This window comes from Chromobacterium indicum (assembly GCF_039708975.1).
GTDB lineage: Bacteria > Pseudomonadota > Gammaproteobacteria > Burkholderiales > Chromobacteriaceae > Chromobacterium > Chromobacterium piscinae.
Genome location: NZ_JAYFSJ010000002.1, coordinates 309,540 through 333,539, shown reverse-complemented (window position 1 = coordinate 333,539; position 24,000 = coordinate 309,540). Strand labels below are relative to the sequence as shown.

The window sequence follows — 24,000 nt, the reverse complement described above, 5'->3', positions numbered from 1 at the left end:
GATTTGGAAGAGACGCCGGGAAGCATTCCCGGCATGCATTTGGGAGAAAACATGAAAGCAGTTCGTCGCGCCGCTCAACGCGGTTTCACCCTGATCGAGATCATGGTGGTGATCGTCATCCTCGGCGTGCTGGCCGCGCTGGTGGTGCCCAAGGTGATGAGCCGCCCGGACGAGGCGCGCATCGTCGCCGCCAAGCAGGACATCGGTGCCATCAGCCAGGCGCTGAAGTTGTACCGGCTGGACAACGGCCGCTACCCCAGCACCGACCAGGGCCTGTCGGCGCTGGTGCAGAAGCCTACCGCCGCGCCGGAGCCTAAGAACTGGAAGCCGGGCGGCTACCTGGAGCGCCTGCCCAAGGATCCGTGGGGCAACGCCTACCAGTACGCCAATCCGGGCACCCACGGCGAGATCGACATCTGGAGCTTCGGCGCCGACGGCGAGCCGGGCGGCGAGAACAACGACGCCGACATCGGCAACTGGGACAGCGGCAAGTAAGCCGGGGCCGGAGAGAGGCAACGTGACTTCCGCCGCGCGCGCGCGCGGCTTCACGCTGATCGAGGTGATGGTGGTGATGCTGATCATCGGCGTGCTCGCCACCACCGTCACGCTCAGCCTGAGGCCGGACACCCATCGCCAATTGAATGACGAGGGCTACCGCTTCGCGCGCGTGCTGGAGCAGGCCGGCGATCTGGCCGAAATGGGAGACACGCTGGCTCTCAGCTGGAACGGCAAGGGCTATGCCTTCAGTCGGCTGGACGACGACGGCGAATGGCAGCCGGTGACCGAGGAGCTGCTGGCCGCGCACGAGTGGCCGGACGGCATATCGGGCGAGGGCGCGCTGCAGGACGGCAAGCCCTGGAAGGGCGACCGGCCGTTGCTGCTGTGGCAGGACGGCCGCGCCGCGGCGCTGGCGCTCAGGCTGGATGGCGCGGGCCGGCGGCTGAGCGTGCTGCAGTCGCCGCTGGGCCGGGTGACGGTGGCGGACGGCTCATGAAGCGGCAGCAAGGCTTCACCCTGTTCGAGGTATTGGTCGCGCTCGCCATCATCGCGGTGGCGCTGGGCGCGCTGCTGCGCGCCACGGGCCTCGCCGCCGACAACGCGGAAGGCATGGAGCGCCGGATGCAGGCCAACTGGGAAGCGCAGAATCAGATCGCGATGCTGCAGGCGCTGCGGCAGTTTCCGGAGCCGGGCCAGCAGGCCGGAGAAAGCAAGGAAGACGGCGTCGAATGGCGCTGGGAGCGCGAAATCTCGCCGACGCCCAATCCCAATTTCCGCAAGGTGACGGTGCGCATCCTGGCGCCCGGCGCAGGCCATTACGTGCTGGCCGAGATGACCGGTTACCTGCGGCAGCAGGCGGGAGGCGGCGGTTGAGCGCGCGGCGGCAGGGCGGCATGACGCTGCTGGAAATCCTGGTGGCGATGAGCCTGTTGGCCATCCTGTCAGTGATGGGCTACAAGGCTTTCGGCTCGCTGCTGATCGCCCGCGAGCGGCTGATGCAGACCGGCGAGCAGTGGGTGGACGTGGCGCGCGCCTTCCGCCGCCTGGAAAGCGATCTGGGAGGCCAGCAGCCGGTGGCCAACGCGGCCGAGCAGCAGCAGGGATTGACGCTGGGCGCCAGCAGCCTGGTGCTGCAGCCGGACGGCAAGGGCCAGGCGCTGATGCTGGAGGCGGTGTCCACCCGCTACCCCAGCGGACGGGAGCGCATCGTCTACCAGAGCGGCGAGGGCGGCGTCAGTTGGTCGGCCGGAGACGCTGGCGGCGCGTCGCCCATCGTCTACGCGCTGCTGGGGCGGGACATGCGCGTCGATTGGCGGGTATTGCTCAACGACGGCAGCTGGCAGGAGGCGTGGCCGATGGGCGACGCGGCCCAGGGGCGGGTGCCCCGGGCGCTGGAGATGCGGGTGAAGATGCCGGGCAAGCAACAGGCGCGGCGGATATGGGTGCTGCCATGAGGCGGCGGCAATCCGGCATGGCCGTGATCATGGCGCTGCTGATCGTCGCGCTGGCCACTACCGCGGCCAGCCTGGTGCTGTGGCAGCAGGGGTTGTGGTGGCACCAGCTGGAGAACGACAAGAGCCGCGCCCAGTTGCGGCTGGTGGCCGACGCCGGCCTGGGCTGGGCGATGGAAATCCTGCGCTTCAACAACGGGCCGGCCGGCAACGGCGTGGTGGCGCTGTCCCAGCTGTGGGCGCAGCCGCTGCCGCAGACCGAGGCGCAGGGCGTGAAGGTGAGTGGCGCGTTGGAGGATCTGCAGGGCCGTTTCAACATCAATTCGCTGGTGCTCAATGGCCAGACCAACGTCAAGCAGCTGAAGTTCTACAAGCGGCTGCTGAGTTCGCTGGGCTTGCCGAGCAAGTTGTCCGAGCCGTTGCTGAAGGCGCTGCGCGGCGGCAAGGACGAGGACGACAAGCCGTCGGCGGATGGTGCGGCCGCGGCGCCGCAGCCCAATCGCCCGCTGCCGCGGGTAGAGATGCTGCGCTGGCTGCCGGGCTACACGCCCGAAGTGATGGAGAAGCTTTTGCCACACATCGCGGCGCTGCCGCCGTCGGTGACGCAGATCAACGTCAACACCGCGACCGGCGAGGTGCTGAAGGCGATGGTGCCCGGCTTGGGCGACGGCAATATGATGGTGTTGATGAAACAGCGCCAGACCAATTATTTCAAGGACGCCAACGATTTCAAGGCGAGGCTGCCGGGCGGCGGCGTTTCCTTGCAGGACGTGGACATCGGCGCCGGATCCTCTTATTTCCTGTTGAACAGCCGGGCCGGCTACGGCAAGGCCAGGCTGTCGATGCGGGCGATGATTTACAGCAATCAGAACATCGTCAAACTGGTTTGGCGACAAGAAGGCAACAATGGCCGCAGCCCGCAGGCGCGGCCAGGTGGAGACAAACATGACGACGCTGCGACTGTATCTGCGTCCGGGCTGGCCCGATAGCGAGCCCGGCCTGCCCTGGGCCCTGCTGAACGCCCGCGGCGAGCTCTCCGCCCAGGGAGACAGCGCGCCCGGCGGCTGGCCCAAGGCCGACCAGTGCGAGTTGGTACTGCCGGCCGGCCGCACGCTGTTCACCGACGTGAAGCTGCCTGACGCGGTCAAGCAGCCGACGCCGGCCGTGATGGGTTTCGCGCTGGAAGAGGGGCTGGCCAACGATCCCGGCGCCAACCTTTACGCGCTGGGCGAGGCGCTGGCCGGCGGCCGGCGCGCGGTGGCGGTGACCGAGGCGGCCAGTCTGCGGCGCGCGGTGGCCATGCTCAAGAATCTGGGCCGGCTGTGCGACCGCATCGTGCCTGAGGAATGCCTGCTCGCGCCGCCGCCGGCGGACGGCTGGAGCGTGACCCGCCTGGCCGACCGCTGGCTGGTGCGCGCCGCCGCGCCGTACGCTGCCAGCCTGCCGAGAAGCGGGGGACAGATGGAGCACGCCCTGTTCGCCTCGCTGCTGGCGGCGACTCAGCCGGCGCGGCTGCGCTTGCACGGGGTGGACAGCGCCGACGAGGTGCTGGCCCATCTGCCCGGTTGGCAAGGCGAAGCCGCGCGCGGCGACGCGCACGACTGGCGCAGCGGCCGCCGCCACGCGGGTTACGACTTCGCCCAGGGCGATCTGGCCGCCAACCGCTACTGGCGCGACTGGGCGCCGTCACTGAAAAAGACCGGCTGGCTGCTGGGCGGGCTGCTGATCGCGCAGATCGCGCTGACGCTGGGCCAGTCAGGTTGGTACGCGTGGCGGAAGCACAGCCTGTCGCAGCAGATCCGAGCGGCAGCCACGCCGTGGATAGGCGGCCAGGCGCAGCCGGGCAGCAGCGCGCTGGCGATGACGCGGGCAGTGGACAAGCTCAGGCTGAGCCACGGCCAGCCGGCGCGCGACGATCTGGTGGAGCTGATGGGCGCGCTGGCGGCGGTCAGCGGGCGCGAGCTGCAAGTGCGGACGCTGGAGTACGAAGCCGGCAGGCTCAAGCTGCAGGTGGGCGAGGTACCGGCGGAAAGCCTGGCGCGCTGGCGCAAGCTGCTGGCGGCGCGGCAGATCATGCTGGACGCGACGAGCAGCCAGCCAGGCAGCAAGCAACTGGTGGTGGCGCGGGAGCCGTGACGATGAAAGCCTACAAGCAACAATTTCTCGAATACTGGAGCCAGCGCAGCCCGCGCGAGCAGCGGCTGCTGGCGGCGATGGCCGCGGTGCTGGGCGCGACGCTGCTCTATCTGGCGGTATGGGAGCCGGCCAGCTCGTCCCTGCAGCGCAACCGGACGTCGGTCGCGCGGCTGCAGGCCGAGCTGGGCGCGGTGAACGCATTGGCCGACGAGGCCGCCAAGCTCAAGCGCCAACCGGCGCAATCGCCGCTGCCTGCCAAGGAGCTGATCCCGCTGCTGCAGCAGACGGCCAAGAGCCAGGGCCTGTCCGTGGCCGGACTGCAGTTCAACGCCGACGGCGATTCCGGCGTGGCTATGGAGGGCGTGGTCGGCTTCGACGACTGGGTCCGCTTTGTCGGCATCCTGGCCGCGCAGCAGCAGGTGCGGGTGGTCAACGTCAAGGCGGAGGCGCAGCCGGTGCCGGGGCAGGTGAAGATCAAGGCGCTGCTGGCGCACGCGGGGGCGGCGGCATGAGGCGGCGCATTTTGAAGTGGCTGGGATTGGCCCTGTTGTTGCTGGCCGGCCTGTTGTCGTCGCTGCCGGCGAGCTGGCTGTCCTGGCCGGTGTCGCGCTACAGCGACGGGCATTGGAGCGTCAGCGAGGCCAGGGGCACGGTTTGGGACGGCGGCGCGAAGTTGGTCTACCTCGGGCCGGCCGGCGAGGTGCGCAGCATGAGTCCGCTGGCGTGGAAATGGCAGCCCAAGGCCTTGCTGTCCGGCCTGCTGGTCTGGCATCTGGACAGCGCCGGCCAGCCGGGCATGTTGCAGCTCGGTTTCGGCAAGCAGGAGGTCAGGGGGCTGGCCTTGTCGCTGCCGGTGGCGGCGCTGGCCGATTTGTCCAAGACCTGGCAGGCGGCGCGGCTGGGCGGCGAGCTGCAGCTGAACATTCCGCAACTGGCGCGGCAGGGCAAGGATGTCAGCGGCGCGGTGCAGATCGCTTGGCGCGGCGCGTCGTCGCCGTTGACCACGGTGCTGCCGTTTGGCAGCTACCAGCTGGATGTCGCCGGCACGGGCCAGGGGCTGAACCTGAATTTGTCCACGCTGGAAGGGCCGTTGATGCTCAGCGGCCAGGGCGCGTTGCCGGTCGGTGGCGCTTTCCACATGGTCGGCACCGCTGACAGCCCGCAGGACAAGTACGACGCCTTGAAGCCTCTGATGCTGATGCTGGGCCAGCCAGCGGGTCCGACCAGCGTCAGCTGGCAGGTGAAGCCGGGCATGTGACGTTTTTTTGAAAAATGGCGTCTGTCGTATTGTGCAAGTGCAAAATGCGCGGTACTATAGAAAGGTTTAACCAAACGGGACAGGCGCAGGCGCCGAGTCCCGTTATTCACATAAGAATTTTGAAAATCCCAGGGTGTAAAACAACAAAACCGGCGCTGCCGGTTTTTGTGTAAGCGCCCGAGCAATGCAACAGGAGCCAGCCAGTGTCAAACCTCCCCGCAATCCTTGTCTTGGCTGACGGCACGCTTTTCAGAGGTAGTGCTATCGGTGCCGCCGGCCACACGGTCGGCGAGGTGGTATTCAATACCGCCATCACCGGTTACCAGGAGATCCTGACGGACCCCTCCTATACCAGGCAGATCGTCACACTCACTTATCCGCACATCGGCAATGTCGGCGCGAATTCGGAAGACACCGAATCCCGCGCCGTTTTTGCATCAGGGCTGATCATTCGCGATCTGCCGCTGTTGCACAGCAACTTCCGCGCCGAAGATTCGCTGTCCGATTACCTGAAGAAGCACAAGGTGGTGGCGATCGCCGACATCGACACCCGCAAGCTGACCCGCATCCTGCGCGAGAAGGGCGCCCAGGCCGGCTGCATCATGGCCGGCGACATCGACGAGGCCAAGGCCCTGGAACTGGCGCGCGGCTTCGGCAGCATGGCCGGCCAGGATCTGGCCAAGGTCGTCAGCTGCCAGAAACCGTACGCCTGGACCGAGAAGCAATGGAAGCTGGGCGCGGGCTACCAGGTGCAATCGTCCACCCGCTACCACGTCGTGGCCTACGACTTCGGCGTCAAGCACAACATCCTGCGCATGCTGGCCGAGCGCGGTTGCCAGCTGACCATCGTGCCGGCGCAGACGCCGGCCGCAGATGTGCTGGCGATGAATCCGCATGGCGTGTTCCTGTCCAACGGCCCCGGCGACCCGGAGCCGTGCGACTACGCGATTGCCGCGATCCGCGACATCCTGGAGACCAAACTGCCGGTGTTCGGCATCTGCCTGGGCCACCAGCTTTTGGGCCTGGCCACCGGCGCCGCCACTTCCAAGATGAAGTTCGGCCACCACGGCGCCAACCATCCGGTGCAGGATCTGGACAGCGGCCGCGTGATGATCACCAGCCAGAACCACGGCTTCCAGGTGGATGAGACCAGCCTGCCGGCCAATGTCCGCGTCACCCATCGCTCGCTGTTCGACGGCACGGTGCAGGGCATCGCGCTGACCGACCGCCCGGCGTTCTCCTTCCAGGGCCACCCGGAAGCGAGTCCGGGGCCGGAGGACGTGGCCTACCTGTTCGACCGCTTCATCGCGGCGATGGCGGAACGGCAGTAAGGCGGGGTCGAATCATGTTGGGCATTACCGACCTTACCACCTACCTGATAGGAACGCTGATCGTGATCCTGCTGCCGGGGCCGAACGCCATGTACGTGCTGTCGGTGGCGGCGCAGCGCGGCAAGCGCGCGGGTTTCGCCGCCGCCGGCGGCGTGGTCAGCGGCGACTTCATCCTGATGACGCTGGCGGCCACCGGCGCGGCCGGCCTGCTGCAGGCCAACCCGGCGCTGTTCGCGGTGGTCAAGTACATCGGCGGCGGCTATCTGGCCTGGCTGGGCGTCAATATGCTGAAGTCCGGCATCCTGGCCTGGAGCCGCGCGCGCCGAGGCGACGAGTCGCCGGCCAAGGCGTCGGCGCTGTCCGGCGGCCACCCGTACCGCAAGGCGTTGCTGATCAGCCTGATGAACCCGAAGGCCATTCTGTTCTTCGTGTCGTTCTTCGTGCAGTTCGTCGATCCGGCCTATCCGCACCCGGCTGTCACCTTCGCCGCGCTGGGCGCCATTGTCCAGTGCTGCAGCATCGCCAACCTGTCCATGCTGATCCTGTTGGGCGACAAGCTGGCCGCGGCCTTCCGCCGCCGCCGCAAGCTGACGGCGGCGCTGGGCGGCTCGGTGGGCGCGGTGTTCGTCGGGTTCGGCGCCAAGCTGGCGGCGGCCAGCCTGTAAGGTCGAAAGTAAACATGCCGCGCCGCCGGGGAGGGGGCGCGGCCGGAAAAATACAAGTCATCAAAGAGTAGAAGCCATGCCAAAGCGTACCGACATCAAAAGCATTCTGATCATTGGCGCCGGCCCGATCGTCATCGGCCAGGCCTGCGAGTTCGACTACTCCGGCGCCCAGGCCTGCAAGGCGCTGCGCGAGGAAGGCTATAAAGTCATCCTGGTCAACTCCAATCCGGCCACCATCATGACCGACCCGGACATGGCCGACGTCACCTATATCGAGCCCATCAGTTGGCCGGTGGTGGAGAAAATCATCGCCAAGGAGCGTCCGGACGCCATCCTGCCGACCATGGGCGGCCAGACCGCGCTGAACTGCGCGCTGGACCTGGCCAAGCACGGGGTGCTGGAAAAGTACAAGGTCGAGCTGATCGGCGCCACCGAAGACGCGATCGACAAGGCCGAGGACCGCGGCCGCTTCAAGGAGGCGATGGCCAAGATCGGCCTGTCCTGCCCGCTGTCCTTCGTCTGCCACACCATGGAAGAGTCGCTGGACGCGCAGACCAAGGTGGGCTTCCCGACGCTGATCCGCCCGTCGTTCACCATGGGCGGCTCCGGCGGCGGCATCGCCTACAACAAGGAAGAGTTCCTGGCGATCTGCGAGCGCGGCTTCGAAGCCTCCCCCACCCATGAGCTGCTGATCGAGCAGTCGGTGCTGGGCTGGAAGGAATACGAGATGGAAGTCGTTCGCGACAAGAACGACAACTGCATCATCATCTGTTCGATCGAAAACTTCGACCCGATGGGCGTGCACACCGGCGACTCCATCACCGTGGCGCCGGCACAGACGCTGACTGACAAGGAATACCAGATCATGCGCAACGCCTCCCTGGCGGTGCTGCGCGAGATCGGCGTGGATACCGGCGGCTCCAACGTGCAGTTCGCCACCAATCCGGCCACCGGCGAGATGATCGTCATCGAGATGAACCCGCGCGTGTCGCGTTCGTCGGCGCTGGCGTCCAAGGCCACCGGCTTCCCGATCGCCAAGATCGCGGCCAAGCTGGCGGTCGGTTTCACGCTGGACGAGCTGAAGAATGACATCACCGGCGGCGCCACCCCGGCTTCGTTCGAACCGTCGATCGACTACGTCGTCACCAAGATTCCGCGTTTCGCCTTCGAGAAATTCCCGCAGGCCGACGACCGCCTGACCACCCAGATGAAGTCGGTGGGCGAAGTGATGGCCATGGGCCGCACCTTGCAGGAATCGATGCAGAAGGCGCTGCGCGGCCTGGAAACCGGCCTGGCCGGCTTCGACTCGGTGACCTCCGACGAGGCCGCCATCCGCCACGAGCTGGGCGCGCCGGGACCGGAGCGCATCCTGTACGTGGCCGACGGCTTCCGCATCGGCATGAGCCGCGACGACATCCACGCCGTCAGCAAGATCGACCCGTGGTTCCTGGCCCAGATCGAGGACATCATCGGCGAGGAGCGGACGCTGGCGGGCCGCAAGATCGAGGACATGGACTACGCCGAACTGCGTCGCCTGAAGCGCAAGGGCTTCTCCGACCGCCGCTTGGGCGAACTGTTGGGCTCCGACCAGGCCGCCGTGCGCGCCAAGCGCTGGGCGCTGAACCTGCACCCGGTGTACAAGCGCGTCGACACCTGCGCCGCCGAGTTCGCCACCAACACCGCCTACATGTACTCCAGCTACGAGGAAGAGTGCGAGTCCAACCCGTCCGACCGCAAGAAGGTGATGGTGCTGGGCGGCGGGCCCAACCGCATCGGCCAGGGCATCGAGTTCGACTACTGCTGCGTGCATGCGGCATTGAGCCTGCGCGAATCCGGCTTCGAGACCATCATGGTCAACTGCAACCCGGAAACCGTGTCCACCGACTACGACACTTCCGACCGCCTGTACTTCGAGCCGCTGACGCTGGAAGACGTGCTGGAAATCTGCCGCATCGAGAAGCCGTTCGGCGTCATCGTCCAGTACGGCGGCCAGACCCCGCTGAAACTGGCGCGCGCGCTGGAGGCCAATGGCGTGCCCATCATCGGCACCACGCCTGATATGATCGACGCCGCCGAGGACCGCGAGCGCTTCCAGAAGCTGCTGAACGAGCTGGGCCTGAAGCAGCCGCCGAACCGCACCGCGCGCGCGCCGGCCGAAGCGATGAAGCTGGCTGACGAAATCGGCTACCCGCTGGTGGTGCGCCCGTCTTACGTATTGGGCGGCCGCGCGATGGAGATCGTCCATGAGCCGGCCGACCTGGAACGCTACATGCGCGAGGCGGTGAAGGTGTCGAACGACAGCCCGGTGCTGCTGGACCGCTTCCTCAACGACGCCATCGAAGTGGACGTCGATTGCGTGTCCGACGGCGAAACCGTGGTGATCGGCGGCATCATGCAGCACGTGGAGCAGGCCGGCGTTCACTCCGGCGATTCCGCCTGCTCGCTGCCGGCCTACAGTCTGTTCCCGGCGCTGCAGGACGAAATCCGCCGCCAGACCGAGGCGATGGCCCGCGCGCTGAACGTGGTTGGCCTGATGAACGTGCAGTTCGCCATTCAGGGCGACACCATCTACGTGCTGGAAGTGAACCCGCGGGCTTCGCGCACCGTGCCCTTCGTCTCCAAGGTGACCTCCGCGCCGCTGGCCAAGATCGCCGCCCGCGCGATGGCCGGCATCAGCCTGGTCGAGCAGGGTTTCACCAAGGAGGTGATCCCGCCGTTCTACGCGGTGAAGGAAGCCGTGTTCCCCTTCATCAAGTTCCCCGGCGTGGACACCATCCTGGGACCGGAAATGAAGTCCACCGGCGAGGTGATGGGCGTCGGCAAGACTTTCGCTGAAGCCTACGTCAAGGCGCAGCTGGGCGCGGGCGACCGCCTGCCCAAGACCGGCAAGGTGTTCCTGTCGGTGCGCGACTCCGACAAGAACGGCGCCGTCGACGTGGCGCGCGAGCTGCAGCGCCTGGGCTTCGGCGTTTGCGCGACGCGGGGCACCGCCAAGCACCTGACCGATGCCGGCCTGATCGTGCAAGTGGTCAACAAGGTGAACGAGGGCCGTCCGCACATCGTCGACATGATCAAGAACGGCGAGGTGGATCTGGTGATCAATACCGTGGACGAGCAGCGCACCGCGATCCAGGACAGCCATTCGATCCGCCGCTCCGCGCTGCAGGCGCGCGTGCCGCAGTACACCACGCTGTCCGCCGCCAAGGCGGTGTGCGTGGGCCTGAAGCACGCCGAATCCTTCGATGTGTACAGCGTGCAGCAGCTGCACGCGCAGATCGCCGGCTGAAAGGGAGTGGCCGCCGGTAGGCTTTGATGCGGAAGCGATTTGCCGTTACAATTCCGCTCAAACCCGCTCGCGCAAGCCGCCGTCCCGTACGGCGGCTTGTGCTTTTGATGAAGGCGGACAACCGCCTGTGGAGAATACTGTAATGATCAAAGTCCCGTTGACTGTACGCGGCGCCGAGCTTCTGAAGGAAGAGCTGCAACGCTTGAAGAGCGTGGAGCGCCCGTCGGTGATCGAGGCGATCGCCGAGGCTCGCTCGCATGGCGACCTGTCGGAAAATGCCGAGTACGACGCGGCCAAGGAACGCCAGGCCTTCGTGGAAGGCCGTATCGCCGAGCTGGAAGGCAAGCTGTCCAATGCCGTGATCATCGATCCGTCCGAGCTGGACGCCGACGGCCGCGTGGTATTCGGCGCCACGGTCAATCTGATGGACCTGGAAACCGAAGAGAACGTCACTTACCAGATCGTCGGCGACGACGAGGCCGACATCAAGGTGTGCAAGGTGTCGGTCAATTCTCCGATCTCGCGCGCGCTGATCGGCAAGGAAGCGGGCGACGTGGCCGAGGTGGTGGCCCCGGGCGGCATCCGCGAGTACGAAGTGCTCGACGTCAAATACATCTGATCCGGACCGCGCGGCATTGACCGCGCGTTTTTCATCGGCCGCGTCTGTTGCCGAGCATGGGGGTGGAAATGGACGGCTTGCGTGCAGTGGCCAAGACCTTGTGGATTGGCGGTTTGTGGGTGATCGGCCTGATCGTGGCGCCGGTGCTGTTCAAGTCTCTGGACGCGGCGACCGCCGGCATGGTGGCAGGCCGCTTGTTCGCGGCCATCGCCTGGGTTGGACTGGTGTGCGGGGTGTTCCTGCTGGTCGACCAGGTATGGCGCAACGGGGTGGCGGGCCTGAAACAGGGCGCGTTCTGGCTGATAGTCGGCATGCTGGCGTGCACGCTGATCAACCAGTTCGGCGTCGCGCCCATCATCGTCACCTTGAAGCAGCAGATGAACCACGCGGCGGAAGGGCTGTTCGGCGGCGGCTTCGCCACCTGGCATGCGATTTCCAGCCTGATTTACCTGGTGCAGAGCGTGCTCGGCCTCGCCTATATCTGGCGCAGCGAGTGATGGGGCAATAAAAAAGCGGTGGCCCAGCCACCGCTTTTTTTCATCCGCCAGGCGGGAGGGCTCAGCCCTTCATCGCCTGCTTGTTCTTCGGCAGCGCGATGCGTGCCTTGTCGCTGGGACGCCACAGCACCAGCAGCTTGCCGATGTGCTGCACCGGGGCGCAACCCAGTTCTTCGCAGATCTGCTCGAACATGGCGATGCGGGCTTCGCGGTCGTCGCCTTGCACGCGCACCTTGATCAGTTCGTGGGCGTCCAGGCTGATGGCGATTTCGCGCACCACGGACTCGGTCAGACCGTTGTTGCCTACCATCACCACCGGGTCGATGCCGTGCGCCAGACCCTGTAGGTACTTGCGCTGAAACGGCTTGATGTCAATTTTCATGGAAACATGGAATTCAAAGCAAAACGCGATTCTACTAGAATTTGGCTCCAGGCCCAAAGTTTGGGGCTGAAATAACCGAAAAACAACAGGATAGCGCGCCGCCCGGCGCGCATCGGCTATCCTGACGATTGAACCGACAGAAAGCACCGCCGCGTATGGCAAGAAGCAAGAGCAGCAACAGCTGGTTGCAGGAGCACGTCAACGATCCCTATGTGAACATGGCGCAAAAGGACGGCTACCGCGCCCGCGCAGCCTACAAGCTGCTGGAAATCAACGACAAGGACAAGCTGATCCGCCCCGGCACCGTGCTGGCCGACCTGGGCTCCACGCCGGGCAGCTGGTCGCAGGTGGCGGCGCGCATCGTCGGCGATTCGGGCAAGGTGTTCGCGCTGGACATCCTGGAGATGGATCCTGTGCCCGGCGTCGATTTCATCCAGGGCGACTTCCGCGAGGAAGAGGTTTTGCGCGAATTCGAGCAATTGCTGGGCGGACGCGAGCTCGATCTTGTAATTTCAGATATGGCGCCCAATATGTCAGGCATGAGCGCCATCGACCAGGCCAGGAGTTTCCTGCTATGCGAGCTGGCGTTGGAATTTGCGCGCGATCATTTGAAACCCGGCGGACATTTTCTCGTCAAAGTGTTCCAGGGAAGCGATTTCCAGTCCTATCTCAAGGCCATGCGAGAGCTGTTCGACGAGGTGGTGACGCGCAAGCCCAAGGCGTCGCGGGACCGTTCCAGTGAAATCTATCTGCTGGGCAAGGGTCGCCGCTGACATAAAAGGGCGCGCAGCGTACAATCGTAGCCATTCAATACAAGCAACCAAAAAGTCAGGGCACAGAGGAGTCCGCCACTCGTGAACAATATCGGCAAAAACATCGCCATCTGGGTGATCATCGGCTTGGTTCTGATGACCGTCTTCAATCAGTTCAACAAGCGCCAGGACACCCAGAACCAGCTCGAGTACTCGCAGTTCGTCAGCGATGTCGAGTCGGGCAAGGTGCAATCCCTGACCATCGAGGGGCATCCTCTGCGCGGCCAGTGGCTGAAGGGCAAACTGACCGACGGCACCGCGTTCTCCACTTTCGCGCCGTATGACCCGCAGCTGGTCGACGACCTGATCAAGAACAACGTGCGCTTCTCCGCCAAGCCGGAAGAAGAGCCGTCGATGCTGATGAGCATCTTCATCAGCTGGTTCCCGATGCTGCTCTTGATCGGCGTGTGGGTGTTCTTCATGCGCCAGATGCAGGGCGGCGGCAAGGGCGGCGCGTTCTCGTTCGGCAAGAGCAAGGCGCGCATGCTGGACCAGGACGCCAACACCGTGGTGTTCGCCGATGTGGCGGGCTGCGACGAGGCCAAGGAAGAGGTAAAGGAGATCGTCGATTACCTGCGCGATCCTTCCCGCTACCAGAGCCTGGGCGGCCGCATCCCGCGCGGCATCCTGCTGGCCGGCTCTCCCGGCACCGGCAAGACGCTGCTGGCCAAGGCCATCGCCGGCGAGGCCAAGGTGCCGTTCTTCAGCATCTCCGGCTCCGACTTCGTTGAAATGTTCGTCGGCGTGGGCGCGGCCCGCGTGCGCGACATGTTCGAGCAGGCGAAGAAGAACTCGCCGTGCATCATCTTCATCGATGAAATCGACGCGGTCGGCCGCCAGCGCGGCGCAGGCCTCGGCGGCGGCAACGACGAGCGCGAGCAGACGCTGAACCAGCTCTTGGTGGAGATGGACGGCTTCGACACCAATTCCACGGTGATCGTGATCGCCGCGACCAACCGTCCGGACGTGCTGGACCCGGCGCTGCAGCGCCCGGGCCGCTTCGACCGCCAGGTGATCGTGCCGCTGCCGGACATCCGCGGCCGCGAGCAGATCCTGAACGTGCACATGCGCAAGGTGCCGATCGCCGCCGACGTCAACGCCGAGGTGATCGCGCGCGGCACGCCGGGCTTCTCCGGCGCCGACCTCGCCAACCTGATCAACGAGGCCGCCCTGTTCGCCGCCCGCCGCAACAAGCGGCTGGTGGACATGGAGGACCTGGAGTCCGCCAAGGACAAGATCATGATGGGCGCAGAGCGCCGCAGCATGGTGATGACCGAGGAGGAGAAGCGCAACACCGCCTACCACGAGTCCGGCCACGCCGTCGTCGCCAAGCTGCTGCCGAAGTCCGATCCGGTGCACAAGGTCACCATCATCCCGCGCGGCCGCGCGCTGGGCGTGACCATGCAGCTGCCGGAACAGGACCGCTTCGCCTACGACCGCGGCTACCTGATGGACCGTCTGGCCATCCTGTTCGGCGGCCGCATCGCCGAAGAGCTGTTCATGAACCAGATGACCACCGGCGCCAGCAACGACTTCGAGCGCGCGACGCAGATGGCGCGCGACATGGTCACCCGCTACGGCATGTCCGACAAGCTGGGCCCGATGGTGTACGGCGAGAACGAGGGCGAAGTCTTCCTCGGCCGCTCGATCACCACCCACAAGAACCTATCGGAAGCGACGATGCAGCAGGTGGACCAGGAAATCCGCCGCATCATCGACGAGCAGTACGCGCTGGCGCGCCGCCTGCTGGAAGAGAACCGCGACAAGGTGGAGGCGATGACCGCCGCGCTGCTGGAGTACGAAACCATCGACGCCGAGCAGATCAACGACATCATGGAAGGCAAGCCGCCGCGTCCGCCGAAGCCGGGCTCCGGTTTCGCCGCCAAGGCGGATGACAAGCCGGCCGAACCGGAGGAGCCGGCAGCTTCGTCGGCCACCTCGGACCCGGCCCAGGAAGTCTGATCGCCGCATCCTCCATAACCGGGCAAGCCTTCGCGGGCTTGCCCGGTTTTCTTTCAGCTCCCCGCCGCGTCGGCCAGGGACGTCAGCAACGAGAGCCATGATGAAAACCTTGCAATGCGGGCGCTTCGCGCTCGATCTGTCCCGTCCGCTGGTGATGGGCATTCTCAACGTCACGCCGGATTCCTTCTCCGACGGTGGCCGCTTCAACCGCGTCGACGATGCGCTCGCGCGCGCCGAGGCCATGCTGGCCGAGGGCGCGGATATCCTCGACATCGGCGGCGAATCGACGCGGCCCGGCGCGCCCTTCGTCAGCCCGGAGGAAGAGATGGCGCGGGTGATGCCGGTGCTGGAGAAACTGCGCGGCATCGGCGCGCCGCTGTCGCTGGATACCCGCCGCGCCGAGGTGATGCGGGAAGCGCTGCGGCTTGGCGCGGTGGATCTGATCAACGACGTATCGGCGCTGGAGGACGAGGGCGCGCTGCCGCTAGCGGCCGCCAGCCGCGCCGCGGTGTGTCTGATGCACAAGCAGGGCAATCCGGACACGATGCAGAATCGGCCCGAGTACGCCGACGTTGTGGCCGAGGTGGCCGATTACCTGAAACGCCGTCTCCAGCAGTGCCTGGATGCCGGCATCGCCCGCGAGCGGCTGCTGGTCGATCCCGGCTTCGGCTTCGGCAAGACGCTGGAGCACAATCTGGCGCTGCTCTCGCGCTTGGACGAGATTGAGAGGACGGCTGGCGCGCCGCTGCTGGTGGGCCTGTCGCGCAAGTCCATGCTGGGCGCGATCACCGGCGAGGACGCGCCGTCGGAAAGGCTGGGCGCCAGCGTCGGCGCGGCGCTGGAGTCGGCGCGGCGCGGCGCGGCGGTGATACGCGTGCACGACGTCAAGGCGACGCGGCAGGCGCTGCAGCTGTGGCAGGCGCTGCGGGATTGTTGATTTGACGCTGGTTTTCCCCCCGGCGGTAGTGGCAAAATGGCGGGCATCGCGCCTGCCAAGGCCTTGAACCGATACAGAGAATACTGAATGAGTCGCAAATATTTCGGCACCGATGGCGTGCGCGGCGAGGTCGGCAAATTTCCGATCACGCCGGAATTCGTGATGAAGCTGGGTTACGCGGCCGGCCGCGTGCTGGTCAACCATGACAAGGACAGCCGCCCTACGGTGCTGATCGGCAAGGACACCCGGATTTCCGGCTATATGCTGGAAGCGGCGCTGCAGGCGGGCTTCACCGCCGCCGGCGTCAACGTGCTGCTGACCGGCCCGCTGCCGACGCCGGGCATCGCTTACCTGACCCGAGCGCTGCGGCTGGAAGCCGGGGTGATGATTTCCGCTTCCCACAATCCGTTCCAGGATAACGGCATCAAGTTCTTCGCCGAAGGCGGCAACAAGCTGGACGACGCGCTGGAACTGGAGATCGAGGCGATGCTGGAACAGCCGATGGCCACCAATCCGTCGCTGGAGCTGGGCCGGGCCCGCCGCATCGACGGCGCCGCCGAGCGCTACATCGAATTCTGCAAGAGCACGTTCCCCAACGAGCTCAGCCTGAAAGGCCTGAAGCTGGTGGTCGATTGCGCCAACGGCGCCACCTACCATATCGCGCCCAAGGTATTCCACGAGCTGGGCGCGGAACTGGTGGAAATCGGCTGCGAGCCCAATGGCTACAACATCAACGAAAAGGTGGGCGCCACCTATCCCAAGACGCTGCAGGTGGCGGTGCTGGAACACCAGGCCGACTTCGGCATCGCGCTGGACGGCGACGGCGACCGCCTGATCATGGTGGACGCCGCCGGCCGCATCTACGACGGCGACCAACTGATCTACGTGATCGCCAAGGCGCGCGCCGCGCGCGGCGAACTGAAGGGCGGCGTGGTCGGCACCGTGATGACCAATATGGCGATGGAGCTGGCGCTGCAAAAGCAGGATGTGCCCTTCGGCCGCGCCAAGGTCGGCGACCGCTACGTGCTCGAAATGCTGCATGCCGATGGCTGGCAGGTGGGCGGCGAAGCCTCCGGCCACATCCTGTGCCTGGACAAGCACAGCACTGGCGACGGCATCATCTCCAGCTTGCAGGTGTTGGCGGCGGTGCAGCAACTGGGCACGGGCCTGGCAGACATCTGCGCCGACTGGCAGCCTTTCCCGCAGACGTTGATCAACGTCCGTCACAACGGCTGCGACTGGAAGGGCGCTTCCGCCGCTCCGCTGGCGGAGGCGGAGGCCGCTCTGAATGGCCGCGGCCGCGTGGTGCTGCGCCCGTCCGGCACCGAGCCGGTGGTGAGGGTGATGGTGGAGGCCGACGACAAGGCGCTGGCCGACATCTGGGCCAAAGCCATCGCCTCGGCGATCGAGAAGATCGCTTCCTGATCGTTCCGCGCAGCGGGCCGACAAAAATGCCAACCTGTACAGGTTGGCATTTTTTGTGTCAAAAATTTGCTATCCGATAATAATAAACTTGAATGTCATCAATCTGTGGATAGAATTGCCGCACCTCTACTCAGGATGACAAAAAGATGAGAACAATACCCGCATTCACCCTTTCCCGCGTCGCCATCGCCGCTTCGCTGGCGTTGGCCGGCCTGCAGGCGCAGGCAGCCTGCAGCTTGCCCGACGCGCGCATCCACCAGGTTCAGGGCAACGGTCCCCAGAGCCCGATGCAGGGCAAGACCGTCGCCGTGCAGGGCGTGGTCAGCAGCCTGCTGTACGGCAAGGACGGCCCGGTGGGCTTCTTCATCCAGGAAGCGCCGCAGAACCAGGACGCCGATCCCGCAACTTCCGAGGGCATATATGTTTATACCGGCAAGCTGGCCCTGCCGACGTTGAAGGCCGGCGACGCGGTCGGCGTGCGCGGCAAGGTGCTGGAGTTCGGCCGCAAGGGCGACGCGCGCACCGAGACCCAGCTGCAGCCATCGGCCGCGGCCGATGTGCAGCTGTGCGGCTATCAGGGGGAGCTGGCGCCGATCAGCCTGCGCCTGCCGCTGAGCGGCGACGCCGCCCAGCTGGAGTCGTTGGCCGGCATGGTTGTCAAGTTCGAGCAGCCGCTATTCGTCGTCGACAGCTACAACTACGGCCGCTACGGCGAGCTGGCGCTGTCCAGCCAGGCGCGCCAGTGGGTGCCGACCCAGCTATACCGCCCCGGCAGCGCCGAGGCCCAGGCGCTGCGCGCGGCCAATCCGCGCGACCGTCTGCTGCTGGACGACGGCAAGACCTGGCAGAACGCCGACGCCTGGCTGCCGGGACCGGGCGGGCTGTCCGCCGCCAACACGCTGCGGGTGGGGGACCGCCTGGACGGCCTGACTGGCGTGGTGTCGTTCAGCAACGGCGCCTACCGCGTCCAGCCGTTGTATCTGCCGCAGGTTTCCGCTGCCAATCCCCGCGCGGCGGCGCCGGCGCGCAAGGCGGGCCAGCTGCGGGTGGCCAGTTTCAACGTGCTCAATTTCTTCAACGGCGACGGCCTGGGCGGCGGTTTCCCGACCGAGCGCGGCGCCAAGACCCGCGATGACTTCCTGCGGCAGAAGGCCAAGATAGTCAGCGCCATCCGCCAGCTGGACGCCGACGTGCTGGGCTTGATGGAGTTGGAAAACGACGGTTTCGGTCCGCAGTCGGCGGTCAAGGAACTGGTCGACGCGCTGAACGCGGGACAGGATGCTGACAAGCAGTACCGCTTCGTCGATCCCGGCCTACCCAGGATCGGCACCGACGCCATCACTACCGGCATGCTCTACCGTCCGTCGCGGGTGAAGCCCGACGGCGCGGCGCAGGCGCTGACGGTGGGCGATCCGGCCAAGAACCGCCTCAGCCTGGCGCAGACTTTCGCCGCCGACGGCAAGAAGCTGACGCTGGTGGTCAACCATCTGAAGTCCAAGGGCAGCAGCTGCGAGCAGGTCAAGGTGAACGGCGCGCCCGACGCGGATACCGGCGACGGCCAGGGCAATTGCAATCTGACCCGCGTGCAGGCGGCGCAGGACCTCGTGCGCTGGGCGAAGCAGCGCCGCGTCTCTTCCAAAGAGGGCCTGCTGGTGATGGGCGACATGAACGCCTACGCCAAGGAGGACCCGATCCGCGCCTTTGAGGACGGCGGCTTGTCCAATCTGCTGGCGCGTTTCCAGAAGGACGCCTATTCCTACGTTTACCAGGGCGAGTCCGGCAACCTCGACCATGCCTTGGCGGATGCCTCGCTGACGAAATGGGTGGCCGCCGCCGGCGAGTGGCACATCAACGCCGATGAGCCGACCGCGCTGGAATACAGCAGCGAGTTCAAGTCCGCCGCCCAGCGGCAGAATTACTACGCGCCCGACGCCTATCGTTCGTCCGATCACGATCCCTTGTATGTCGACCTGCAACTGGTGCCTATCGCCGGCGCGGATGAGATGGCTCTGGGCATGCTGGGCCTGGCGGGCCTGCTGGCCTGGCGACGCCGCAAGTGAGGCTGCCGCCGGCCAGCTTGCTGCCGGCGCTGCTGCCGCTGCTGACGCCTTGGGGCGAAACGGCGCGGCGCTGGCTGTTTGATCCGGCCGCCGGCGGCGAATGGTGGCGGGCCTTCACCGCCAGCTGGGTGCACGCCGACTGGCGGCACGCGGCGTTGAACAGCGCCAGCCTGCTGTTGCTGGCAGGCCTGGGGGGGCGGCGCGCCGCTTGGCCGCTGTGCGCGCTGGCGCTGTTGCTGCCCTGGCTGATCGCGCTGCAGCAGCTGGCCTTGCCCGAGCCGCAACCGTTTCTCGGCGCGTCGGGCGTGGTGTATGGCTGGTGGGCGGCATTGGCCTGGCTGAAACGGCGCGAAACCGCCGGCCACTGCCTGGTGACGGCGCTGTTGCTGCGCCTGGCCTGGCAGGGGCTGTGGCCTAACCTGGGGCCGGGCGGCGAGCCGGTGCTGTGGTCGGCCCATGTCGGCGGCGCCGTGCTGGCGCCGCTGCTATTGGCCGGCTTCAGCCGAGCGCGATGCGCGGCACCCGCGGCATCACCGCGCTCATCAGCTCGTAGCTGATGGTGCCGGCGGCGGCGGCCACCTTCTCGATCGGCGCGTTCGGTCCCCACAGTTCCACCCGGCTGCCGACGCCGGCCTGGGGCAGGTGGCTGATGTCCACGGTCAGCATGTCCATCGACACCCGGCCAACCAGTTGGCACGGTTGGCCGTCTATCGCCGCCGGCGCGCCGTTGGCGGCTACCCGCGGATAGCCGTCGGCGTAGCCGCAGGCGACCACGCCGATGCGCATCGGCCGGTCCGCGACGAAGCGGCGGCCGTAGCCGATCGCGTCGCCGGGCTGCAGCTGCTGCACGGCGATGATGTCGGCCGACAGCGTCATCGCGGGTTGCAGGCCGAGGTCGGAGCCGGTTTCGTTCTCGAACGGCGAGGCGCCGTACAGCACGATGCCGGGCCGGCCGATGTCGCCATGGGTGTGCGGGTGGCGCAGCAGCGCCGCGGAATTGGCGGCGCAGATTTTCAGCCCACTGGCGGCTGCCAGCGGTTCGAAACGGCTCCATTGCTCGGCCACGCCGTAGTCTTCGTCGGCGGTGGCGAAGTGGGTCATGATGGCGGTCAGCCGCGCGCCCGGCAGCGTTTGCAGCCGGGCTTGCGCTGCGGCGGCCTCCTCAGGGCGGAAGCCCAGCCGGTTCATGCCGCTGTTGACCTTCAGCCAGACCTCCACCGGTCGGTTGGCGGAACCTTTGGCCAGCCAGTCCATCTGTTCTTGTGAGTGGACGGCGCCGCTCAGGCGGTAGTCGGCCATCGCGGTGGCCTCGGCCGCGTCGAACGGACCTTCCAGCAGCGAGATTGGTTGATCGAAACCCGCCTCGCGCAGGCGTACCGCGTCTTCGATATTGAGCAGGGCAAAACCGTCGGCCAGATCGGCCAACGCCTTTGCAGTGTCCAATACGCCATGGCCGTAGGCATTCGCCTTGATCACGGCGTACAGGCTGCGGGCTTGCGAATGCTGGCGGGTGGATAGGAAATTGTGGCGGATGGCCGGGAGGGAAATCTCCAGCCGGATAGGGCGTGTCATGTCAAGAAAGTGTGTGCGAGAGGTGTGCTATTATACACCTCCGTGCATGGACATTAGCCGCCCAGCCGCTTGATTGCGATGATTTGGAACAAAGCCGGCGGACGGAATACTAGATGGATACTCTGCAGATACTTCTCGACTTTTTCGCTGGTTACGGCTACGTGGCCGTGTTTGCGGTGCTGTTGATTTGCGGTTTCGGCGTGCCGATTCCGGAGGACATCACTTTGGTGGCCGGCGGCGTGATTTCCGGCCTGGGCTACGCCAATGTGCACTATATGTTCGTGGTCGGCATGGCTGGCGTGCTGGTCGGCGACGGCATCATGTTCCTGGCCGGACGCATCTTCGGCCACAAGGTGCTGCGCTTCAAGCCCATCGCCCGCATCCTGACCAAGGAGCGCTTCGAGGCGGTGCAGGAGAAGTTCGAGAAATACGGCAACTGGGTGTTGTTCGTCGCCCGCTTCCTGCCAGGCCTGCGCTCCCCGATCTTCATCACCGCTGGCATGACCCGGCGCGTGTCCTACTGGCGTTTCCTGATGATGGACGGCTTCGCCGCGCTGATCTCGGTGCCGGTCTGGGTTTATCTCGGCTATTACGGCGCGGCCAACCGCGATTGGCTGATGATGATGGTGCATCGCGGCCAGGCGGGCATCCTGACCGTGGTGGCGGTGTTGTTGTTGGTGGTCGGCTTCGTATGGTTCAAGCGCCGCCGCCTGTCCTGCGCGAAAAAGTAAGCGGCGCGCCGCATGAAAAAGGCCATCCTCGGGATGGCCTTTTTGCTGGATGGCGGAATGATCAGCCCACCTGCAGCAGCTCCACTTCGAACACCAGCGTCGCGTGCGGCGGGATCACGCCGCCGGCGCCGCGCGCGCCGTAGCCCAGTTCGGACGGGATGGTCAGCTTGCGCTTGCCGCCCACCTTCATGCCTTGCACGCCCTGGTCCCAGCCCTTGATCACGTAGCCGGCGCCCAGTTCGAAGCTGAACGGCTGCATGCGGTCCTTGCTGGAGTCGAACTTGGTGCCGTCAGTCAGCCAGCCGGTGTAGTGAACGGTGACTTCCTGGCCCGCGGCGGCTTCGGCCCCTTCGCCGACCAGCAATTCCTCGATGATCAGTTCGCTCATGCTATTTCCTTCCGGGAGAATGGTGTTGACCGCGGGATTGTAGCAGCCGGCCGGCCGATTTGTGTTTTCCCCTGCGTGGCATATAACGAAAAACAGAGCGTTCGTCTCTATTTTCCACGCGATGCAAGGGGGTGTGCCATGGATGTCACTCACCACGATGTTCCGCCCGTGCGCCCGGTGGCGCGCAAGGTGGAGTTGCGGCAGCCGCTGTTGTGGCTGAAAAGGGGGTTCCGGGATTTTCAGAAGGCGCCGGCCGATTGTCTGTTCTACGGCGCGGTGTTTGTTTTGATGGGTTATCTGCTGGGCGCCTATTTCGAGCAGGCGCCGGAGCTGGTGATCACCTTCGCCACCATTTTCCTGCTGGCCGGCCCTTTCCTCGCCATCGGCCTCTACGATATCGCCAAGCAGATGGAGGCCTTTGACGGCCACGGTCGGGTCAAGCTGTTGCACAGCATGGCCGCCTGGCGCGTCAACATGCCGGGCTTCAGCTTGTACGCGGTGCTGCTGGCGGTGCTGGTGTTCGGCTGGTTCCGCGTGTCGCTGCTGATGTTCGCGCTGTTTTACGATACCGCGGCGCTGCCCAATCTGAACGAGATCGTCGCCGACGCATTCAATCCGGACAATCTGGAATTCCTGATCGCCTATTTCGCCGTCGGCTTCCTGTTCGCCCAACTGGTGTTTTCGGTCAGCGTCGTGGCCATCCCGCTGCTGCTGGACAAAGAGGTGGACACGATCACCGCGATGATCGCCAGCGTGCAGGCTGTGTTCCGCAATCTGCTGACGATGGGCATCTGGGCCGCTATCATAGTCGCGATGACGGTGGTGGGCTTCGTCACCTATTACCTGGGCCTGATCATCATCATGCCGGTGCTGGCGCTGGCCAGCTGGCATGCCTATCGGGATCTGATCACTTTCGAGAGATGACCGCCAAGCAATGACTCATAACGTCGTATTCCTTGACCGGGACAGCTTGCCTGTCCCGGTTCCCGTTTTTGGCTTTCCCGTCCATTACCGCGAATATCCGGCGACTGCCGCCGACCAGGTCGCGGCTCATGCCGCCGAAGCCGACGTGGTGATCAGCAACAAGGTGCCCTTGTCGAGCGGAACGATCGCGCGGCTGCCAAACCTCAAGCTGATCGCCATCGCCGCCACCGGCTACAACCATGTCGATCTGGACGCCTGCCGCGAACGCGGCATCGCGGTATGCAATATCCGCCATTACGGCGACCATACCGTCGCCGAGCACGCGTTCATGCTGATGATGGCGCTGATGAAGAATCTGCCGGCCTATCAGCGCGACGTCGCCGCCGGCGTCTGGAGCCAGTCCCGGCAGTTCTGCCATTTCGGCGCGCCGATACGCGAGGTGCACGGCGCGGTGCTGGCCATTGTCGGCAGCGGCGGCATCGGCGGCCGGCTGGCCGAGATGGCGCGCGCCTTCGGCATGGAGGTGGTGTTTGCCGAGCGCAAGGGCGCGGGGGAAGCCAGGGAGGGGCGGATGCCGTTCGCCGAGGCGCTGGAGCGGGCCGACGTGGTGTCGCTGCACTGCCCGCTGACCGACGAGACCCGCGGCATGATCGCCCAGCCGGAGCTGATGGCGATGAAGCCGGGCGCCATCCTGATCAATACCGCGCGCGGCGGCCTGGTGGACGAGGCCGACCTGGTGGCGGCGCTGAAATATGGGCAGCTGGGGGGAGCGGGCTTCGATGTGCTGAGCAGCGAACCGCCGTCGCCGGACAATCCGCTCTTGAAGGCGCGCTTGCCCAATCTGATCGTCACCCCGCATGTGGGGTGGGCCAGCGGCGAGGCGATGAGCCGCCTGGCCGCGCAGTTGGTCGCCAATATCGAGGCGTTTGCGCGCGGCGAAAAAGTGAACCGCTTGATTTAATCAGCGCGAAGAAATTTTATGATGTCGCTTGGCATTCTTTACCGGATAGCCGGCTTCTCCTGTCATGCTAAGATAGATTTTGTTGTTTTTGTTTAAAAAGAATTG

General features: G+C 65.7%; 25 protein-coding genes. 22 read left to right on the top strand and 3 right to left on the bottom strand.

The window, feature by feature from the left end; all coding sequences use genetic code 11:
• Window positions 1–51 precede the first annotated feature (51 nt).
• The 13 genes from gspG (at window position 52) to VA599_RS04190 (ending at window position 11,741) form a co-directional block, all read left to right on the top strand.
• The gene (gene gspG, locus VA599_RS04250; protein WP_160300405.1) at window positions 52–495 is read left to right on the top strand and encodes a type II secretion system major pseudopilin GspG; all 444 of its coding nucleotides are present in this window, start codon (window positions 52–54) and stop codon (window positions 493–495) included.
• Window positions 496–517: 22 nt separating this feature from the next.
• On the top strand, window positions 518–994 hold the full coding sequence (locus VA599_RS04245) for a prepilin-type N-terminal cleavage/methylation domain-containing protein (protein WP_115617776.1): 477 nt from the start codon (window positions 518–520) through the stop codon (window positions 992–994).
• Window positions 991–1,371, top strand: coding sequence for a type II secretion system minor pseudopilin GspI (gene gspI, locus VA599_RS04240; protein ID WP_021478712.1), 381 nt, complete (start codon window positions 991–993; stop codon window positions 1,369–1,371). The genes VA599_RS04245 and gspI overlap by 4 nt, the downstream gene beginning before the upstream one ends.
• Window positions 1,368–1,952, top strand: coding sequence for a type II secretion system protein GspJ (locus VA599_RS04235; RefSeq protein ID WP_346787743.1), 585 nt, complete (start codon window positions 1,368–1,370; stop codon window positions 1,950–1,952). The genes gspI and VA599_RS04235 overlap by 4 nt, the downstream gene beginning before the upstream one ends.
• 17 nt (window positions 1,953–1,969) lie before the next feature.
• Window positions 1,970–2,938 (top strand): type II secretion system minor pseudopilin GspK, encoded by a 969-nt coding sequence (gene gspK / locus VA599_RS04230; RefSeq protein WP_346787742.1) that lies wholly within the window; start codon window positions 1,970–1,972, stop codon window positions 2,936–2,938.
• Entirely contained in the window at window positions 2,895–4,085 is a 1,191-nt protein-coding gene (gene gspL / locus VA599_RS04225) for a type II secretion system protein GspL (RefSeq protein ID WP_346787741.1), read from the top strand. Before gspK ends, gspL begins: the two co-directional genes overlap by 44 nt.
• A 2-nt stretch (window positions 4,086–4,087) precedes the next feature.
• Window positions 4,088–4,597: a type II secretion system protein M gene (locus VA599_RS04220; protein ID WP_346787740.1), complete on the top strand. Its 510-nt coding sequence runs from the start codon at window positions 4,088–4,090 to the stop codon at window positions 4,595–4,597.
• Window positions 4,594–5,343, top strand: coding sequence for a type II secretion system protein N (locus tag VA599_RS04215; RefSeq protein WP_346787739.1), 750 nt, complete (start codon window positions 4,594–4,596; stop codon window positions 5,341–5,343). Before VA599_RS04220 ends, VA599_RS04215 begins: the two co-directional genes overlap by 4 nt.
• 203 nt (window positions 5,344–5,546) lie before the next feature.
• Window positions 5,547–6,674, top strand: a complete 1,128-nt coding sequence (carA, locus tag VA599_RS04210; protein WP_021478718.1) for a glutamine-hydrolyzing carbamoyl-phosphate synthase small subunit — start codon at window positions 5,547–5,549, stop codon at window positions 6,672–6,674.
• A 14-nt stretch (window positions 6,675–6,688) separates the two neighbouring features.
• On the top strand, window positions 6,689–7,339 hold the full coding sequence (gene leuE, locus VA599_RS04205; RefSeq protein ID WP_346787738.1) for a leucine efflux protein LeuE: 651 nt from the start codon (window positions 6,689–6,691) through the stop codon (window positions 7,337–7,339).
• A gap of 76 nt (window positions 7,340–7,415) precedes the next feature.
• Complete coding sequence (carB, locus tag VA599_RS04200) at window positions 7,416–10,625, top strand: carbamoyl-phosphate synthase large subunit (protein WP_346787737.1); 3,210 nt, start codon at window positions 7,416–7,418, stop codon at window positions 10,623–10,625.
• Window positions 10,626–10,767: 142 nt separating this feature from the next.
• Window positions 10,768–11,244 (top strand): transcription elongation factor GreA, encoded by a 477-nt coding sequence (gene greA, locus VA599_RS04195; protein WP_021478721.1) that lies wholly within the window; start codon window positions 10,768–10,770, stop codon window positions 11,242–11,244.
• Window positions 11,245–11,312: 68 nt separating this feature from the next.
• On the top strand, window positions 11,313–11,741 hold the full coding sequence (locus VA599_RS04190; protein WP_021478722.1) for a DUF4149 domain-containing protein: 429 nt from the start codon (window positions 11,313–11,315) through the stop codon (window positions 11,739–11,741).
• Window positions 11,742–11,802: 61 nt separating this feature from the next.
• Here the strand turns inward: VA599_RS04190 and yhbY are convergent, their stop codons facing one another.
• Window positions 11,803–12,123, bottom strand: coding sequence for a ribosome assembly RNA-binding protein YhbY (gene yhbY, locus VA599_RS04185; protein WP_021478723.1), 321 nt, complete (start codon window positions 12,121–12,123; stop codon window positions 11,803–11,805).
• Between the two features lie 155 nt (window positions 12,124–12,278).
• Here yhbY and rlmE point away from each other — a divergent pair, with 155 nt between their 5' ends.
• The 6 genes from rlmE (at window position 12,279) to VA599_RS04155 (ending at window position 19,876) form a co-directional block, all read left to right on the top strand.
• The gene (gene rlmE / locus VA599_RS04180) at window positions 12,279–12,896 is read left to right on the top strand and encodes a 23S rRNA (uridine(2552)-2'-O)-methyltransferase RlmE (protein WP_046155563.1); all 618 of its coding nucleotides are present in this window, start codon (window positions 12,279–12,281) and stop codon (window positions 12,894–12,896) included.
• An 81-nt stretch (window positions 12,897–12,977) separates the two neighbouring features.
• Entirely contained in the window at window positions 12,978–14,897 is a 1,920-nt protein-coding gene (gene ftsH / locus VA599_RS04175) for an ATP-dependent zinc metalloprotease FtsH (RefSeq protein WP_021478725.1), read from the top strand.
• A 100-nt stretch (window positions 14,898–14,997) separates the two neighbouring features.
• Window positions 14,998–15,834, top strand: coding sequence for a dihydropteroate synthase (gene folP, locus VA599_RS04170; RefSeq protein WP_429838505.1), 837 nt, complete (start codon window positions 14,998–15,000; stop codon window positions 15,832–15,834).
• 87 nt (window positions 15,835–15,921) lie between these two features.
• Window positions 15,922–17,259 (top strand): phosphoglucosamine mutase, encoded by a 1,338-nt coding sequence (gene glmM / locus VA599_RS04165; RefSeq protein ID WP_104945262.1) that lies wholly within the window; start codon window positions 15,922–15,924, stop codon window positions 17,257–17,259.
• A 146-nt stretch (window positions 17,260–17,405) separates the two neighbouring features.
• A complete protein-coding gene (locus tag VA599_RS04160) occupies window positions 17,406–19,319 on the top strand; it encodes an ExeM/NucH family extracellular endonuclease (protein WP_346787735.1) in 1,914 nt (637 codons plus the stop codon).
• Entirely contained in the window at window positions 19,316–19,876 is a 561-nt protein-coding gene (locus VA599_RS04155) for a rhomboid family intramembrane serine protease (RefSeq protein WP_346787734.1), read from the top strand. The genes VA599_RS04160 and VA599_RS04155 overlap by 4 nt, the downstream gene beginning before the upstream one ends.
• Here the strand turns inward: VA599_RS04155 and alr are convergent.
• Window positions 19,818–20,891 carry an alanine racemase gene (alr, locus tag VA599_RS04150; RefSeq protein ID WP_346787733.1) on the bottom strand — a complete coding sequence of 358 codons (1,074 nt, stop codon included), beginning with the start codon at window positions 20,889–20,891 and terminating at the stop codon, window positions 19,818–19,820. The two genes, VA599_RS04155 and alr, sit on opposite strands and share 59 nt — an antisense overlap.
• Window positions 20,892–21,004: 113 nt before the next feature.
• Here alr and VA599_RS04145 point away from each other — a divergent pair, with 113 nt between their 5' ends.
• Entirely contained in the window at window positions 21,005–21,622 is a 618-nt protein-coding gene (locus tag VA599_RS04145) for a DedA family protein (protein WP_021478731.1), read from the top strand.
• A 61-nt stretch (window positions 21,623–21,683) separates the two neighbouring features.
• On the opposite strand, the gene VA599_RS04140 is transcribed toward VA599_RS04145, so the two are convergent.
• Window positions 21,684–22,010: an FKBP-type peptidyl-prolyl cis-trans isomerase gene (locus VA599_RS04140; RefSeq protein WP_046155559.1), complete on the bottom strand. Its 327-nt coding sequence runs from the start codon at window positions 22,008–22,010 to the stop codon at window positions 21,684–21,686.
• Window positions 22,011–22,148: 138 nt separating this feature from the next.
• On the opposite strand from VA599_RS04140, the gene VA599_RS04135 reads away from it, so the two are divergent.
• Both VA599_RS04135 and VA599_RS04130 read left to right on the top strand, forming a co-directional pair.
• Window positions 22,149–22,934: a DUF2189 domain-containing protein gene (locus VA599_RS04135; RefSeq protein ID WP_021478733.1), complete on the top strand. Its 786-nt coding sequence runs from the start codon at window positions 22,149–22,151 to the stop codon at window positions 22,932–22,934.
• Between the two features lie 10 nt (window positions 22,935–22,944).
• Window positions 22,945–23,895 (top strand): D-2-hydroxyacid dehydrogenase, encoded by a 951-nt coding sequence (locus VA599_RS04130; RefSeq protein WP_346787732.1) that lies wholly within the window; start codon window positions 22,945–22,947, stop codon window positions 23,893–23,895.
• The last annotated feature ends 105 nt before the right edge of the window (window positions 23,896–24,000 follow it).

Bases quoted from the DNA above. Each gene is read 5' to 3' on its own strand.
- gspG (WP_160300405.1), top strand. From the start codon at position 52: ATGAAAGCAGTTCGTCGCGCCGCTCAACGCGGTTTCACCCTGATCGAG.
- gspI (WP_021478712.1), top strand. From the start codon at position 991: ATGAAGCGGCAGCAAGGCTTCACCCTGTTCGAGGTATTGGTCGCGCTC.
- gspK (WP_346787742.1), top strand. From the start codon at position 1,970: ATGGCCGTGATCATGGCGCTGCTGATCGTCGCGCTGGCCACTACCGCG.
- gspL (WP_346787741.1), top strand. From the start codon at position 2,895: ATGACGACGCTGCGACTGTATCTGCGTCCGGGCTGGCCCGATAGCGAG.
- VA599_RS04220 (WP_346787740.1), top strand. From the start codon at position 4,088: ATGAAAGCCTACAAGCAACAATTTCTCGAATACTGGAGCCAGCGCAGC.
- VA599_RS04215 (WP_346787739.1), top strand. From the start codon at position 4,594: ATGAGGCGGCGCATTTTGAAGTGGCTGGGATTGGCCCTGTTGTTGCTG.
- leuE (WP_346787738.1), top strand. From the start codon at position 6,689: ATGTTGGGCATTACCGACCTTACCACCTACCTGATAGGAACGCTGATC.
- carB (WP_346787737.1), top strand. From the start codon at position 7,416: ATGCCAAAGCGTACCGACATCAAAAGCATTCTGATCATTGGCGCCGGC.
- greA (WP_021478721.1), top strand. From the start codon at position 10,768: ATGATCAAAGTCCCGTTGACTGTACGCGGCGCCGAGCTTCTGAAGGAA.
- VA599_RS04190 (WP_021478722.1), top strand. From the start codon at position 11,313: ATGGACGGCTTGCGTGCAGTGGCCAAGACCTTGTGGATTGGCGGTTTG.
- yhbY (WP_021478723.1), bottom strand. From the start codon at position 12,123: ATGAAAATTGACATCAAGCCGTTTCAGCGCAAGTACCTACAGGGTCTG.
- rlmE (WP_046155563.1), top strand. From the start codon at position 12,279: ATGGCAAGAAGCAAGAGCAGCAACAGCTGGTTGCAGGAGCACGTCAAC.
- folP (WP_429838505.1), top strand. From the start codon at position 14,998: ATGAAAACCTTGCAATGCGGGCGCTTCGCGCTCGATCTGTCCCGTCCG.
- glmM (WP_104945262.1), top strand. From the start codon at position 15,922: ATGAGTCGCAAATATTTCGGCACCGATGGCGTGCGCGGCGAGGTCGGC.
- VA599_RS04160 (WP_346787735.1), top strand. From the start codon at position 17,406: ATGAGAACAATACCCGCATTCACCCTTTCCCGCGTCGCCATCGCCGCT.
- alr (WP_346787733.1), bottom strand. From the start codon at position 20,891: ATGACACGCCCTATCCGGCTGGAGATTTCCCTCCCGGCCATCCGCCAC.
- VA599_RS04145 (WP_021478731.1), top strand. From the start codon at position 21,005: ATGGATACTCTGCAGATACTTCTCGACTTTTTCGCTGGTTACGGCTAC.
- VA599_RS04140 (WP_046155559.1), bottom strand. From the start codon at position 22,010: ATGAGCGAACTGATCATCGAGGAATTGCTGGTCGGCGAAGGGGCCGAA.
- VA599_RS04135 (WP_021478733.1), top strand. From the start codon at position 22,149: ATGGATGTCACTCACCACGATGTTCCGCCCGTGCGCCCGGTGGCGCGC.
- VA599_RS04130 (WP_346787732.1), top strand. From the start codon at position 22,945: ATGACTCATAACGTCGTATTCCTTGACCGGGACAGCTTGCCTGTCCCG.